Here is a 13,703-nt window from a genome sequence, read left to right on the forward strand (position 1 = left end):
GCGGCCCTCACGGCGACAGAGGGTCCTTTCGGGCACGTCCACCGGGCTCCATCGCGTTCTGCGGCACCTCTTCGAGCATCGGACGTGCCGTGGCGAGGCCCGCGAGCAGGCCCGCGCCCGCCGTCACCGTGGTGAAGCTCAGCGCGTTGCCGACCGCGGCGATCGCGGCCAGTGCCGTCAGGGCCGCACCCGCCGTGAGCACGACCGGCGTCGGACGCGGCGACCGCCACAGCGCGTACAGGACCCAGCAGAACACCGCGGCCAGCAGGGCCACGCCGACCACGCCCTGTTCGGCCGCCTGCTGGAAGGGCGCCGAGTGAGGTTTGCCGTCGGGCAGCAGCGACTGCGTGACGGTCGGGCTCAGTTCCGAGAACCGACCGGGCCCTACGCCCAGCCCCGGCTCCCGGCCCGCCATGTCGAGCGCGTCCTGCCACAGCAGCACGCGGTGCGGGGTGAGCTGCCCCTCAAGAGACGTGGTGAGCCCGTCCGGCAGCACGTTCTCGGTGACGGCCCAGGTCGCCCCGGTCACCATGACGGCGGCCAGTGCGAGGCCGCCGAGCCCCAGACCGCGGTGCCGCATACGGTCGGCGGCCAGGGAGCACAGCAGCACCGCCAGACAGGCCGCGAAGCCCGACGTCGACCCCAGGACGGCCGCGGTCGCCGCGATACCGGCGGCCACCAGACGCAGCACGAGCCGCAGTCCCGGCGGGCGGGCCGCCCAGGCCGCGCAGCACGCGGACCCCGCGGAGACGGCCAGCAGCGCGGCGGTGGCGCCGGTCTGCCCGAGCGGCGAGATCACCTGCGTTCCCTGGGTGGTGTGCGGGGAGGCCACCGCCAGACCGAGTCCGGCGAGCGCGCCCGCGCAGGGTGCGGCGACCGGCAGAAGCTCTCCGCAGATCCGCCCCGAGGCGTAACCGGCGGCGACGGCGAGCACCGCCAGGAGCACACCTTCGGGGCGTCCGCCGTGTGCCGCGGCCGTGATCAGGGACCAGGCCGCGCAGGCTCCCAGCACGACGACGCCCACCGCGTCCGACGCGCTGCGTCTCTCGTGAGCCGACGCCGCACCGGCCGCCGACGCCATTCCTGTGGACCCCACCCCGTCGCCCCCGGCCTGTGAAGGGCCCCGACCGCCCGGCCGGCCTGCCACGGCCCGTACGTCAGAGGCTCCGGCACACCGTAACGGGTGATGCGCCGGTTTGTGGACGAGTTGCGCAGAAACGATGCAGCAGGTGGGAGGGGAGTGCCCGGGCAGGTGATCAGGGCCGCGCTGTCGGCGCCGTGACCACCCGCCGTACACTCCGGGGGTGACCGTCACAGCAACTTCCGTGGACGAGCCGGAACAGCTCGAACCGCAGGCCCGGCCCGTTTCGCGCGTGGTCCGGCTGATGCGGCGGCTCGCTCCGGCCGCCATCGCGGCACTCTCCGGAGTGCTGCTCTACGTCAGCTTCCCGCCGCGCACGCTGTGGTGGCTGGCCCTGCCGGCCTTCGCGGTCTTCGGCTGGTTGCTGCGCGGCCGTACCTGGAAGGCGGGCCTCGGTCTCGGCTACCTCTTCGGTCTCGGCTTCCTGCTGCCCCTGCTCGTCTGGACCGGTGTCGAGGTCGGACCCGGGCCGTGGATCGCGCTGGTCGTCATCGAGGCGGTGTACGTCGCGCTCGTCGGCGCCGGCATCGCGGCCGTGTCGAAGCTGCCGGGCTGGCCCCTGTGGGCCGCCGCCCTGTGGATCGCCGGCGAGGCGGCACGCGCGCGTGCCCCGTTCGGCGGCTTCCCCTGGGGCAAGATCGCCTTCGGGCAGGCGGACGGCGTCTTCCTGCCGCTCGCGGCGCTGGGCGGCACTCCGGTGCTCGGATTCGCGGTCGTCCTGTGCGGCTTCGGCCTGTACGAGATCGTCCGCCTGGCCGTCGAGACGCGGCGCACCGGTGCCGTACGCCGCGGTGCCGCCGCGGTGGCGCTGCTCAGCTTCCTGCTCCCCGTGCTCGGAGCCTTCGCCGCGCGGCCCCTGGTCAGCGACAAGGCCGAGAACGGAACCGCGACCGTCGCCGTCATCCAGGGCAACGTGCCGCGCGCGGGCCTCGACTTCAACTCCCAGCGGCGCGCCGTCCTCGACCACCACGCCCGGGAGACCGAGCGTCTCGCCGGGCAGATCAAGGCGGGCAAGGTCGCCCAGCCCGACTTCGTGCTGTGGCCGGAGAACTCCTCCGACATCGACCCGTTCCGCAACCCCGATGCCTACGCCGTGATCGACAAGGCGGCCAAGGCGATCGGCGCCCCCATCTCGGTCGGTGGTGTCGTCGAGAAGAACGGCAAGCTCTACAACGAGCAGATCCTCTGGGACCCGCAGAAGGGCCCCGGCGCCACCTACGACAAGCGGCAGGTCCAGCCGTTCGGCGAGTACCTCCCCATGCGGTCGCTCATCGGAGCCATCAACGACAACTGGACGTCCATGGTGCGCCAGGACTTCAGCCGCGGCACCAAACCGGGCGTGTTCACCATGGCGGGCACCCGGGTCGGCCTCGCGACCTGCTACGAGGCCGCCTTCGACTGGGCCGTGCGCGACACCGTCACCCATGGCGCACAGATGATCTCCGTGCCGAGCAACAACGCCACGTTCGACCGCAGCGAGATGACCTACCAGCAGCTCGCGATGTCCCGGATCCGCGCCGTCGAGCACAGCCGCACCGTCACCGTCCCGGTGACCAGCGGCGTCAGCGCCGTGATCATGCCGGACGGGAAGATCACCCAGCGGACCGGCATGTTCGTGGCGGACTCCCTCGTCCAGAAGGTGCCGCTGCGTTCCTCCGAGACGCCTGCCACGCGGGTCGGAATCGCGCCGGAAATGGTCTTGGTACTGATCGCGGCGGGCGGCCTCGGCTGGGCCGTGACGGCCGGGGTGCGCGGTCGACGCGCCGGTGACGCGTAGCCGTACGCCGGTAGTGCGCTGCTTGTACGCGTCCGGAATGCGCCGGGCCGTCCAAACCGGGCCGTTAGGGTCGGCCCATGGCTACTCCTGACTTCATTCGTACGATCCGGGCCACCGCCGGCCAACAACTGCTCTGGCTCCCCGGCGTCACCGCCGTCGTCTTCGACGACGAGGGCAGAGTGCTGCTGGGGCGCCGGGCCGACACCGGGAAGTGGGCCGTCATCGCCGGAATGACGGACCCGGGGGAGCAGCCCGCGGTCTGTGCCGTCCGGGAGGTGTACGAGGAGACGGGCGTCCGGTGTGTCGCCGAGCGCGTCGTGCTCGTACAGGCCCTGACGCCGACCACGTACCCGAACGGCGACGTCTGCCAGTTCATGGACATCACCATCCGGTGCCGGGCCGTCGGCGGTGAGGCCCGTGTCAACGACGACGAATCGCTGGAGGTCGGCTGGTTCGACGTGGACGCGCTGCCGGAGCTGACCGAGCACGGACTGTTCCGGATCAAGCAGGCGCTGTCCGACGAGCCCACGTGGTTCGAACCCATGACCTGAGCGCGAAGTGTGGGTTGCGCCCACATCGGTCGGGTCTTGGCCCGTGCCTAGGGTCGGGGCATGACCGCGCCCAGCGCCCTCGCAGGCACCCACGCCCCGTCCCTCGACCTCGGTGGCCGTACCGCCCTCGTCACCGGCGCCGCGGGTGGCATCGGCCGCGCGTGCGCACTGCGGCTCGCCGCGGCCGGGGCCAAGGTGCGGGCGGTCGACCGGGACGCCGACGGACTGGACGCCCTCACCGAACAGGCCCGCGGCCTCGCCGGCACGGTCGAGCCGCACGTCCTCGACCTCACCGACCTGGACGCCGCGGAGTCCGCCGCGGCGGGCACCGACATCCTCGTCAACAACGCCGGGCTCCAACTGGTGCGCCCCATCGAGGAGTTCCCGCCCGACACCTTCCACACCGTACTGACCGTGATGCTGGAGGCCCCGTTCCGGCTGATCCGCGGAGCGCTCCCGCACATGTACGGACAGGGGTGGGGCCGCATCGTCAATGTGTCGTCCGTCCATGGGCTCCGCGCCTCCGCCTTCAAGTCGGCGTACGTGGCGGCGAAACACGGTCTGGAGGGCCTCTCCAAGACCGCGGCCCTGGAGGGCGCCCCCCACGGCGTCACCTCGAACTGTGTGAACCCCGCCTATGTGCGCACCCCCCTGGTCGAGAAACAGCTCGCCGACCAGGCCGCCGCCCACGGCATCCCCGAGGCACGGGTGCTCGGCGAGATCCTGCTGCAGGACAGCGCGGTCAAGCGCCTCATCGAACCGGACGAGGTCGCCGAGGCCGTGGCGTACCTGTGCGGCCCGGCCGCGTCCTTCGTCACCGGGACCTCACTGGTCCTCGACGGCGGCTGGACCGCGCACTGAGCAGGAGTTGTCCACAGGGCTGGTCAGGCTGTCGGTGCGACGGGTAATCCTGGTGGACATGTCTCGCGATCAATTGCAGTCCGCCGAGCGCTCCGAGGCGAGCGCCGAGGCGCCGTTCCTGGAGCTGCTGGCCCGGGGCGCGTCCGCCGACGCGTACGAGCAGCCGGTGCTGCTCGCCCGCGCGGACGGGCTGCCGCCCGACCGGATCGCGGCTCTGGAGCGCGCCAAGCTCCTCGCGCTGCGTGTGCGCTCGGAGATGGAGGGGCGCCGCAGACGCGAGGCCGAGCTGTCCGCACTCTTCGAGACGGCCCACGACCTGGCGGGGCTGCGCGACCTCGACGCCGTGCTCCAGGCGATCGTGCAGCGCGCCCGCTCCCTGCTGGGCACGGACGTCGCGTACCTGAGCCTGAACGACCCGGCCGAGGGCGACACGTACATGCGCGTCACGGAGGGATCGGTCGCGGCACGCTTCCAGCAGCTGCGGCTCGGCATGGGGGAGGGTCTCGGCGGACTCGTCGCCCAGACGGCCCGCCCCTATGTCACCGACGACTACTTCCAGGACGACCGCTTCCAGCACACCCGGACCATCGACGCGGGAGTACGGGACGAGGGCCTGGTGGCGATCCTCGGCGTGCCCCTCATGCTCGGGCCGCACGTCATCGGCGTCCTGTTCGCCGCCGACCGCCGGGCGCGGGTCTTCGAGCGGGAACAGATCGCGCTGCTCGGCTCGTTCGCCGCTCTCGCGGCCGCCGCCATCGACACCGCGAACCTGCTCACCGAGACCCGCGAGGCACTGGCGGACCTGGAGCGGGCCAACGAGATCATCCGTGACCGCAGCGGGGTGATCGAGCGGGCCTCCGACGTCCACGACCGGCTGGCCGAGCTCGTGCTGCGCGGCGGCGGGGTCCACGACGTGTCGGCCGCGGTCTCCGAGATCCTCGACGGCAGCGTGCAGTTCGCGGACGCCGGCACCGCACCCGGTGATGCCCTGGAGGTGTCACGTGCCGAGGGACACGCCGTCCGGCACGGGGACGACTGGGTCGCGGCCGTGACCGCCGGTGGCGAGCTGCTCGGCGCGCTGGTGCTGCGCGGCCATCCGGGACTCGACCCCGTCGACCAGCGCACTCTGGAGCGGGCGGCCATGGTCACCTCGCTCCTGCTGCTCGCCCGGCGCTCGGCCTCCGAGGCCGAACAGCGCGTCCGCGGTGAGCTGCTGGACGATCTGCTCGACGCGCGGGACCGCGATCCCCGGCTGCTGCGCGAGCGCGCCGCCCGCCTGGACGCCGACCTCGACGCCACCCACGTGGTGCTGGCCTCCCGCCTCGACGCCACGGCCGCCGACGCCGACCACGAGGCCGCCGCCCGCCGCAGACTGTGGTCCGCCGCCTCCCACCTCGCCGCCACCCGGCACGGACTGGCCGCCGCACGCGACGGTGGCACCGTTCTGCTGCTGCCCCTGCGCCCGGGCGACACCGCGACGGAGCTGGCCCGCCGCACGGCCAAGGAACTGGGTACCGCCGTGCACGAGGCGGTCACCGTCGGCGCCTCCGCGCCCGTCCAGGACCTCGCCGCCCGCCCGGACACCGTGGCCGAGGCCTATGCCGAAGGGCAGCGATGCCTCGAAGCGCTGCGGCTGCTCGGCCGTACAGGAGACGGCGCCGCCGCGGAGGACTTCGGCTTCCTGGGGCTGTTGCTCGCCGGGAGCAGGGACATCTCCGGCTTCGTCGAGCGCACCATCGGCCAGGTCGTCACGTACGACGAGAAGCGCGGCACCGATCTCCTGCTCACCCTCGACGCCTACTTCGCCTGCGGCATGAGCCCCGCGCGCACGAAGGACGAGCTGCACGTCCACGTCAACACGGTCGCGCAGCGCCTGGAGCGGGTGGGCCGCCTGCTCGGCCCTGACTGGCAGAGCCCGGCCCGTACGCTGGAGATCCAACTCGCCCTGCGGCTGCACCGGTTGACGTCCACCGGACAGCACTGAGCGCCCCACATGCGGGTGACCCCCGTACGCGCGGGCGCACGGGGGCCGGTCCGGGACCACCGGCTCAGACGCGATGGGCGTCCGCGGCGCGGGCGGATGTCTTTGCGTCCTCTGCCTCGGGGCCGGCGTCGGCCTCCACATCCGCGAGGTCGCGGTGCCGGGTCTCCTTCGCCACGCCCACCGCGATCAGCGTCAGCACGACCGCCCCGATCACGTACAGGGAGATCGGCGTGGAGCTGTCGTAGTCCGCAAGGAGCGCGGTCGCGATGAGCGGCGCGGGCGCACCCGCGGCGACCGACGCGAACTGGGCGCCGATCGAAGCGCCGGAGTAGCGCATACGGGTCGCGAACATCTCCGAGAAGAAGGCGGCCTGCGGCGCGTACATCGCCCCGTGCAGGACCAGGCCCACGGTCACGGCGAGGATCAGGTTCCCGAAACTCCCGGTGTCGATGAGCGAGAAGAACGGGAACATCCACAGACCGATACCGGCCGCGCCCAGCAGATACACCGGCCGACGGCCCACGCGGTCGGACAGCGCGCCCCACAGCGGGATGACCGCGAAGTGGACGGCGGAGGCGATGAGCACCGCGTTCAGCGCCGTCTGCTTGGACAGTCCGGCCGAGGTCGTGGCGTACACGAGGATGAAGGCGGTGATCACGTAGTAGCTGATGTTCTCCGCCATGCGCGCGCCCATGGCGATCAGGACGTCCCGCCAGTGGTGGCGAAGCACGGACACCAGCGGCAGCTTCTCGGCGGCCCCGTCCTGGGTCGCCTTGCGCGTCTCGGCCTGTGCGAGGGCCGCCTTGAAGACAGGCGATTCATCGACGGACAGACGAATCCACAAACCTACGATCACCAGCACACCCGACAGCAGGAACGGAATGCGCCAGCCCCAGGAGGTGAAGGCGGCGTCCGACAGGACGGCGGTCAGCAGCGACAGCACGCCCGTCGCCAGCAACTGCCCGGCGGGCGCCCCGGTCTGCGGCCACGAGGCCCAGAAGCCGCGCCGCCGCGCGTCCCCGTGCTCCGACACGAGCAGGACCGCGCCGCCCCACTCCCCGCCCAGCGCGAAGCCCTGCACCAGGCGCAGCACGGTCAGCAGCACCGGCGCCGCCGTACCGATGGTCGCGTGCGTCGGCAGCAGCCCGATCGCGAAGGTCGCCCCACCCATCAGCAGCAGACTCAGTACCAGCAGCTTCTTACGCCCGAGCCGGTCGCCGTAGTGCCCGAAGACAAGTGCCCCGAGCGGCCGCGCGGCGAAGCCCACCGCGTACGTCAGGAACGACAGCAACGTGCCGACGAGCGGGTCGGAACCCGGGAAGAACAGCTTGTTGAAGACGAGCGCGGCGGCGGATCCGTACAGGAAGAAGTCGTACCACTCGATGGTGGTGCCGATCAGGCTCGCGGCGACGATGCGCTTGAGGCTGGCGGGGGGTGGGGGAGCGGTTGCTGCGGAGGCCATGTGCACCACTTCCGGTCTTCGGTGGGGACGGGTACGTGTCGGCACACCGTAGGAACGTGCAGGTCAACAGCACATGTGGTGGGACACCATAGTTCTGCGGCGAAGGGTGCGTTCGGCCCCCATGTCTCCGCCGGAGCGCGCAAGGGTCCGACGAACGGCGGAGCAGGCGTCTTCATGGGGCCGAGAAGGCACTCCACCGTCACGGATGCACCGTGTGCCCGGTCTTCACTGCGAAACGGGTGTGCGAGCCATGGCATCCGTGACGGTGGCCGGCGGTGTTCGATCTTCGGGCAGAGGCCGGGCCGACCGGCTACATCAGCCCGGAGGCCCGGCCGGACGACGGCCGCAGCCACCTGGACCGCACCACCGACACGGTGATCGAGATCGTCCGGTCAGTCGCTGGTTTCCGCCTCACGGCCGACGGGACGGTCGGCATCGAGTCCGGCGACCAGGCCGCGCAGGACGGGGCCGTACTCGGGGTGGGAGAGGGCGAACGCCATCTGGGCGACCAGGTAGTCGGCCGGGTTGCCGGTGTCGTACCAGCGGCCCTTGATGACCTGTCCGTACACCGCGCGGGTGGAGGCGTAGGCGTTGATGGCGTCGGTCAGATAGACCTCGCCGGTCCTGTGTTCGTACCAGCGGCGGGTCTGCTCACGCAGCTCGTCGATGATGCCGGGGGTCACGACGTAACCGCCGATGGCCGCGTACGACGACGGGGCGGCCTTGGGATCGGGCTTCTCGACCAGGCCGGTGATGCGCAGCTGGCCGTCCCCGAGGTCCTCCTTGACGATGGGCACGCCATAGCGCTGGGACTCGGTGGGGTCCATCGGCATCAGGGCCAGCACCGGGCAGCCGGTCTGCTCGTACGCGCGGATCAGCTGCTGGGCGCGGGGGACCTCGGCCACGAAGACGTCGTCGGGCCACAGCACGAGCACCGGCTCGTTGCCGAAGGCGCGGGCGGCGTTCAGTACCGGGGTGCCGTTGCCGTACGGGCCGTACTGGTCCAGGTAGGTGATGTGGCCCTGACGGGCCAGCTCCGCGACCTCCTCCACGGCGTCCGCGTAGCTCGTCTTGCCGTCCGCGCGGAGTTGCTCGACGAGGGCGGGGTTCGGGCGGAAGTGGTCCTGGATGAGGCTCTTGCCGCCGGACACGACGATGGTGATGTCGGTGATGCCGGAGTCCACCAGCTCGCGCACGGTGTGCTCGATGACCGGCTTGTCGCCGACCGGGAGCATCTCCTTCGGTGTCGCCTTCGTCAGCGGCAGCAGACGAGAGCCGAGTCCGGCGGCGGGGATCACTGCCCTGCGAATCGTCGGGGACATCAAGGTCTCTCTCGGTCGAGCGGCACACCGCACCGGCCGGCACGGCACACGCCGACGCTACCAACGCTCACGGCTCAGGCCGACGTCGCGTAGACGACGAGGTTGTTCACCGGGTGGCCCTGGGCGTCGAAGTCTCCGTCGCAGGTGACCAGTCGCAGGGCGCGGTCCTTCGTCGGGCCGTAGACCTTCTGGGTGGGGAAGGAGTCCTTGCTGACGCTCTCGGTGTCCGTGACCGTGAAGTGCGCCGATTCCCCGCGGTCGTTGGTGACGGTGATGTCCGCGCCCTTGGCGATCTTCTTGAGGTCGTGGAAGACGGCCTTGCCGAAGCGGGTGTCGTTGTGGCCGATGATCACGGCGGGACCGACTTCACCGGGCACGGAGCCGCCGATGTACCAACCGGCGGTCATGCCCTTCTCGGCCGGGGGGACCTCCACGGTTCCGTCCGTGTTGCGACCGAGCTCCATCAGGGAACTAGTGACCCCTATCGAGGGGATGGCGACTTCGGTGGGGACGGCCGGCTCCGTGGCCTCCGGAGCGCCCGGTGAGGCGGTGCCGGCGGCGGCAGGGGTGTTCGGGGAGGCCGGGGCAGGCTTGTCGGGAGCGGACGAACAGCCGGTGAGCACGGTGAGGACCACGGGTACGACGAGGGCGAGGCGGGCAAGGGCCGGCAGGGTGCCGAAGCCCCCTACCGGATGGGGTGCAGGTGACACAACGGACTCCAGAGCAGAACCAGCGGAACCAAGGGACCTGAACGACTGCGGGACCAGGCGCATACGAGGTGGCGCCGCCCGGAGGAGGGCGGCGCCACTGTTGTGCCTGGTGGGGCTGTGCCGATCGTCAGCCGTTGTGGCGTCCGGCGGCGCGGCGGCGCAGGACGATGGTGCCGGCGCCCGCGAGCAGCAGAGCGCCGGTGGCCGAACCCACGAGGGTGGCGGTTCCGGTGTTTTCGGCCGGGGCCTCGCCCGCGGCGACGCCGCCCTTCGGAAGGTCCTTGGCAGCCGCGGCCTTCCTGGCTTCGAGTTCCTTCGCCTTCTTGGCGTCCTCGGCCTTCTTCTCGGCCGCGGTCTTGTCTTCTCCGGTCGCCGCGGTCGGAGTGGGGGTCGGGTCGTCGGCGACGGCCGCGCCGACCGGGACGAGCATCGCGCCGGTCGCGACGGCGGTCAGAACGGCGAAACGCAGGGTGAGATGGCGGGACATGTATCGCTCCAGTTCCAGCCCGGCCTTGGTGGTACCTGGTTGGCGAGCCGCACCAGGTTCCGGGCATGGCCCCACACTTGCGCCCACTTGTGAAGAAGCTGTCAGAAGGTCATGGTCATCGCATCAGGGCTGTCCAGGGGTCTCCCCGGCCCCCTGAATTCCGCGTTCCTTCGTGGTCCCTTCCGGGGCCGTGGAAGCCGTCTCGTCCCGCGTGACCGGCAGCCACAGGGTGAAGACCGAGCCCTGTCCCTCCGTGCTCACCACGCTCGCCGTGCCACCGTGGGCCTCGGCGAGCTTGAGGACGATCGCCAGGCCGAGGCCGCTGCCGCCGGTGCTCCGGTTGCGGGACTTCTCCGCCCGCCAGAAGCGGTCGAACACATGGGGGACGTCGTCCGCGGGGATGCCGCTGCCGGTGTCGGACACCTCCACGGCCACCTGGTCCCCTGAGTCGGTCACGTACGAGCGCAGTGTCACCCTGCCACCGGACGGTGTGTGGCGTACGGCGTTGGAGACCAGGTTGCTCGTGGCCTGCCGCAGCCGTACGGGGTCGGCGTCGAGCAGTGGTGGTCCAGGGGCGTCGGGCGGCGCCGCGGAGACCGCCAGGGTGACACCCGCGGTCTCGGCCAGACCCTGGTGCGCCGCGGCGACCTGGCCGAGCAGGTCGTCCACACGTACCGGCTCCAGATGCAGGCGCAGCGCGCCCACGTCGGCCGCCCCCAGGTCCTGCAGATCGTTGACGATGTGCTGAAGCTGTACCGCCTCCTCGTGCAGCGAGGAGACGAACGCCGGGTCAGGTTCGGCCAGACCGTCCTGTGCCGCCTCCAGCCAGCCACGGATATTGCTCAGCGGGGTACGCAGTTCATGGGCGACGTCGCTGACCATCACCTTGCGCTGCTCCTCCAGCCGCGCCCGGTGTGCGGCCATGTCGTTGAAGGCCGCCGCCAGCCGTCCGATCTCGTTGTCCGAGCCGACCGGCACGGGCGCCGAGTCCATGCCGTCCCGCATCCGCTGGGCGGCGCCGGTGAGCGCGTGCAACGGACGTACGAGCCGGGCTCCGGCGATCACCGAGGCGCCGACGGTGAGGGCGAGGACCAGGGCCGTGACCCCGGCGATGCGTGCGGTGTTGGCCGGTGAGAGATCGAAACCGGGCACGCCGGCGGCCTCGGTGCTGTCGATGAACAGCAGCGCGGGCGCCGCGACATAGGACGTGAGCTGTTCACGGCGGGCGCTGCCGACACAGGCGGCTATTGCCCGGTCGTGCTTGCTGCTGTGAGCCGGAGGCAGGCGCCCGTCGTCGGTCGCCCTCTCCTTGGTCGCCCTCGCCAGCGCAGCCTTCTCCTCGACCGCCTTCTGCTCCGCGGCCCGCTGCTGGGCATCCGCCTCCTGCTTGCTGAGGCCGGTCGTGGGAAGCGCGGCCGGTAGGCCGGTGTCCGTGCCTCCCGACCCGTATCCCCGGTCCCAGGACAGGTCCAGGTTCAGTTTCACGCCCGTGCGGCCCTGCCGCTTCAGACAGGCGTCGGTCAGTTGGTTCAGCGCGCGCAGGGCCTTCTTCTCGGTCGGCGTGGGACCGGCCGCGTAGGACGTCAGGCACTTCACTTCCATGGAGCGGTCGGTCTCACTGCTCACGAACTGGACGCGGGACCGCCCGCTCGGGCTCTCGACGATGTCCGCGGCGATGCCCGCCGCACCGAGGCACTCCGCGCTGTCGGCGCTGGCCTTCCGCAGGAGCGTACGTTCCTGCGCGGGCAGCAGGAACGGCCCCACCGCGCGTGGATCGACGCGGTCCGCGCCCGCGGAGGCGGTGTCGGGCACCAGCACGGTGTCGACGGACAGCGGGTCGACGACCGCCGAGGCCTGCGGTGGCAGCGGGGCGGCGGGCGAGGTGCCGTTCGAGTCGTCGGAGGAGTCGAAGAGCGGTCGCTTGTCCTGGGTGGTCAGCACGATCCGGCGCTGGGACTTCCCGGCCAGTTCGCGCACGGTGCCGTCGACGCCCTCCCAGCTCGGGTGGGTCGCCGCGTAACCCAGCAGGGTGTTGTAGATCTCGGCGTCGGCGCTGAGGTTCTGGCCCTGCTCCTGGCGGATCGCGCCGGAGGTCGTCTGCACGGCGAGCCAGGCGGTGGCGGCGACCGAGCACGAGGCCACCAGTGCCGACACGGTCAGCAGCCGCCCGAGCAGGCTCTTGCGGAGCGGCAGCCGCGCCCGCTCGTCACGACGACGCATGGCGCTCGTTCCTCGCGTTCGTCCTCGCGGGATCCGTCAGCTTGTAGCCGACGCCGAAAACGGTGAGCAGCCGGTCCGGCCGCCGCGGGGCGCGCTCGATCTTCTTGCGCAGATTCATGACGTGTACGTCGACGGTGCGGCCGCTGATGTACTTGTCGAAGCCGTGCAGTTCCTCCAGGAGCCGCTGCCGGGTGAAGACCCGGTCGGGCTCCGCCGCCATCGCGGCCAGGATGCGGAACTCGCCGGGCGTGCACACGACCGGCGTCCCCCCGACCGACACCTCGTGCCGGGCCGGATCGACTCTGAGCGTGCCCACCGACAGCGCCCCGTCCCCGGCGGCGGACGAGGGGTCAGGGGCGGCGGTGGCCGACCCGTCGGAGCTCCGGTTGCGGCGCAGGAGCGTACGCACCCGGGCCACCAGCTCACGCGGACTGAACGGCTTGGTCACGTAGTCGTCGGCACCGAGGTCCAGGCCGAGCAGCAGATCGTCCTCGGTACTGCGGGCCGTCAGCATCATCACCAGCACTTCACGGCCCTCGGCGCGCAGGATCCGTACCACGTCGAGGCCGTCGGCCCGGGGCATCATCACATCGAGGACGAGCAGGTCGGGTTCTCTGCGCCGAACCTGCTCAAGAGCCGTACGGCCGTCTTCCACGACCGTCACCGTGTGTCCCTCGTGCTCCAGATAACGGCGCACCAGTTCGGCCTGCTTCGTGTCGTCTTCAGCGACCATGATGTTTGCGCACACGCCGGGATCGTAACGAGCGTGGAGCCGGGGACGGTGGTAAGTGACCTTTTCAGGCGGGGAGTTCAGGCCACGGCCGTGAAGCCGGACCGCTCCGGCGCGGTCACGGCGACAGCCCGTCGGCCGACGGCCGGCACGTGCTCGCCGCGCGGCTTCCCGTACGTCCGCGCGCTCGCGTCGGCGGGACAGCCCGGCCCGGCCGCGTACGCCGTCGAGGAGATGTCCGCCTACACCAATCACGTCGGCCCGGTCGCCGAGGGGATCGGGCCGACGGAGGAGCGCCCCGAGAACGCCCCGCGGGTCTTCACGCGCCTGGCCAGACCGCGGCCGTCATCCCGACGGATGACCGGGGCGGGCGCCGGCGGGCGGGCACGTTCCTCGTACGAACCCACAGGACTCGGCAGCGGATGCAGTCGCCGCCCCCCCCGGAGACAGCACTGGCG

General features: G+C 71.6%; 11 protein-coding genes. 4 read left to right on the top strand and 7 right to left on the bottom strand.

Going from position 1 to position 13,703, the window contains the following annotated elements:
- Positions 1 to 7: 7 nt before the first annotated feature.
- Positions 8 to 1,081, bottom strand: a complete 1,074-nt coding sequence (locus OG718_RS46310) for an O-antigen ligase family protein (protein WP_143634137.1) — start codon at positions 1,079 to 1,081, stop codon at positions 8 to 10.
- A 223-nt stretch (positions 1,082 to 1,304) separates the two neighbouring features.
- On the opposite strand from OG718_RS46310, the gene lnt reads away from it, so the two are divergent.
- From lnt to OG718_RS46330, 4 genes are all read left to right on the top strand, one after another.
- Positions 1,305 to 2,918: an apolipoprotein N-acyltransferase gene (gene lnt, locus OG718_RS46315; protein WP_143633429.1), complete on the top strand. Its 1,614-nt coding sequence runs from the start codon at positions 1,305 to 1,307 to the stop codon at positions 2,916 to 2,918.
- Between the two features lie 77 nt (positions 2,919 to 2,995).
- Positions 2,996 to 3,469: an NUDIX hydrolase gene (locus tag OG718_RS46320; protein ID WP_143633431.1), complete on the top strand. Its 474-nt coding sequence runs from the start codon at positions 2,996 to 2,998 to the stop codon at positions 3,467 to 3,469.
- A gap of 60 nt (positions 3,470 to 3,529) precedes the next feature.
- Positions 3,530 to 4,330, top strand: a complete 801-nt coding sequence (locus OG718_RS46325) for a 3-hydroxybutyrate dehydrogenase (protein ID WP_328846985.1) — start codon at positions 3,530 to 3,532, stop codon at positions 4,328 to 4,330.
- 58 nt (positions 4,331 to 4,388) lie between these two features.
- Positions 4,389 to 6,314, top strand: coding sequence for a helix-turn-helix domain-containing protein (locus tag OG718_RS46330; protein ID WP_143633435.1), 1,926 nt, complete (start codon positions 4,389 to 4,391; stop codon positions 6,312 to 6,314).
- 64 nt (positions 6,315 to 6,378) lie between these two features.
- On the opposite strand, the gene OG718_RS46335 is transcribed toward OG718_RS46330, so the two are convergent.
- From OG718_RS46335 to OG718_RS46360, 6 genes are all read right to left on the bottom strand, one after another.
- Positions 6,379 to 7,776, bottom strand: a complete 1,398-nt coding sequence (locus tag OG718_RS46335) for an MFS transporter (protein ID WP_328846986.1) — start codon at positions 7,774 to 7,776, stop codon at positions 6,379 to 6,381.
- Positions 7,777 to 8,168: 392 nt separating this feature from the next.
- Positions 8,169 to 9,098, bottom strand: a complete 930-nt coding sequence (locus tag OG718_RS46340) for a UTP--glucose-1-phosphate uridylyltransferase (RefSeq protein WP_143633439.1) — start codon at positions 9,096 to 9,098, stop codon at positions 8,169 to 8,171.
- A gap of 74 nt (positions 9,099 to 9,172) precedes the next feature.
- Complete coding sequence (locus OG718_RS46345) at positions 9,173 to 9,808, bottom strand: class F sortase (protein ID WP_373466294.1); 636 nt, start codon at positions 9,806 to 9,808, stop codon at positions 9,173 to 9,175.
- 127 nt (positions 9,809 to 9,935) lie between these two features.
- Positions 9,936 to 10,295 (bottom strand): hypothetical protein, encoded by a 360-nt coding sequence (locus OG718_RS46350; RefSeq protein ID WP_143633442.1) that lies wholly within the window; start codon positions 10,293 to 10,295, stop codon positions 9,936 to 9,938.
- Positions 10,296 to 10,418: 123 nt separating this feature from the next.
- Positions 10,419 to 12,515, bottom strand: a complete 2,097-nt coding sequence (locus OG718_RS46355; protein WP_328846987.1) for a sensor histidine kinase — start codon at positions 12,513 to 12,515, stop codon at positions 10,419 to 10,421.
- Positions 12,502 to 13,248 (bottom strand): response regulator transcription factor, encoded by a 747-nt coding sequence (locus OG718_RS46360; protein ID WP_143634139.1) that lies wholly within the window; start codon positions 13,246 to 13,248, stop codon positions 12,502 to 12,504. Before OG718_RS46360 ends, OG718_RS46355 begins: the two co-directional genes overlap by 14 nt.
- Between the last annotated feature and the right edge of the window lie 455 nt (positions 13,249 to 13,703).

This window comes from Streptomyces sp. NBC_00258 (assembly GCF_036182465.1).
GTDB lineage: Bacteria > Actinomycetota > Actinomycetes > Streptomycetales > Streptomycetaceae > Streptomyces.

What these genes read in the sequence shown, in the direction of transcription:
- OG718_RS46330 (WP_143633435.1), top strand. Translation starts at nt 4,389, where the DNA reads ATGTCTCGCGATCAATTGCAGTCCGCCGAGCGCTCCGAGGCGAGCGCC.
- OG718_RS46320 (WP_143633431.1), top strand. Translation starts at nt 2,996, where the DNA reads ATGGCTACTCCTGACTTCATTCGTACGATCCGGGCCACCGCCGGCCAA.
- OG718_RS46355 (WP_328846987.1), bottom strand. Translation starts at nt 12,515, where the DNA reads ATGCGTCGTCGTGACGAGCGGGCGCGGCTGCCGCTCCGCAAGAGCCTG.
- OG718_RS46335 (WP_328846986.1), bottom strand. Translation starts at nt 7,776, where the DNA reads ATGGCCTCCGCAGCAACCGCTCCCCCACCCCCCGCCAGCCTCAAGCGC.
- OG718_RS46325 (WP_328846985.1), top strand. Translation starts at nt 3,530, where the DNA reads ATGACCGCGCCCAGCGCCCTCGCAGGCACCCACGCCCCGTCCCTCGAC.
- OG718_RS46310 (WP_143634137.1), bottom strand. Translation starts at nt 1,081, where the DNA reads ATGGCGTCGGCGGCCGGTGCGGCGTCGGCTCACGAGAGACGCAGCGCG.
- OG718_RS46340 (WP_143633439.1), bottom strand. Translation starts at nt 9,098, where the DNA reads ATGTCCCCGACGATTCGCAGGGCAGTGATCCCCGCCGCCGGACTCGGC.
- OG718_RS46360 (WP_143634139.1), bottom strand. Translation starts at nt 13,248, where the DNA reads ATGGTCGCTGAAGACGACACGAAGCAGGCCGAACTGGTGCGCCGTTAT.
- OG718_RS46350 (WP_143633442.1), bottom strand. Translation starts at nt 10,295, where the DNA reads ATGTCCCGCCATCTCACCCTGCGTTTCGCCGTTCTGACCGCCGTCGCG.